Source organism: Dyella japonica DSM 16301 (assembly GCF_001010355.1).
GTDB classification, from domain to species: domain Bacteria; phylum Pseudomonadota; class Gammaproteobacteria; order Xanthomonadales; family Rhodanobacteraceae; genus Dyella; species Dyella japonica.
Map to the genome: position 1 here is coordinate 1 of NZ_JPLA01000164.1, position 419 is coordinate 419.

Here is a 419-nt window from a genome sequence, read left to right on the forward strand (position 1 = left end):
AAATCTCTGTTCGGTAAGAAATAATGCAGATACCTGTGCTTGGAGTTGACCCCAGTTTTCGTAACTGGGGACTAGCACGGGGAATGCTCGACTTAGAGACGGGAATACTCTCTGGATTAGACCTGAAGCTGGGAGAAACCAAACCTGATGGAACCAAGCAAGTAAGGCAGAACAGCAAAGATATGCAAGCTGCTGAGGACATTACTACTGGTGTCATCGACTGGTTCAAAGAAGCAAAGGTCATCTTTGTAGAGGTTCCCGTTGGCTCACAAAGTGCCAATGGAATGAAATCCTATGGTGTTTGTGTAGGCATCTTAGGAGCACTCAGGGCACTAGGACATGAGATTATTGAAGTTACTCCTATCGAGAACAAAGTAGCTCTGTCCGGTATTAAGACTGCTTCTAAAGATGTGATGATT

Annotated in this window: 1 protein-coding gene; it reads left to right on the plus strand. The window is 44.9% G+C overall.

Going from position 1 to position 419, the window contains the following annotated elements:
- Positions 1-23: 23 nt before the first annotated feature.
- Positions 24-419: RuvC family protein (locus tag Y882_RS19715; RefSeq protein ID WP_046973435.1), on the plus strand; the 396-nt coding region annotated here is incomplete at its 3' end.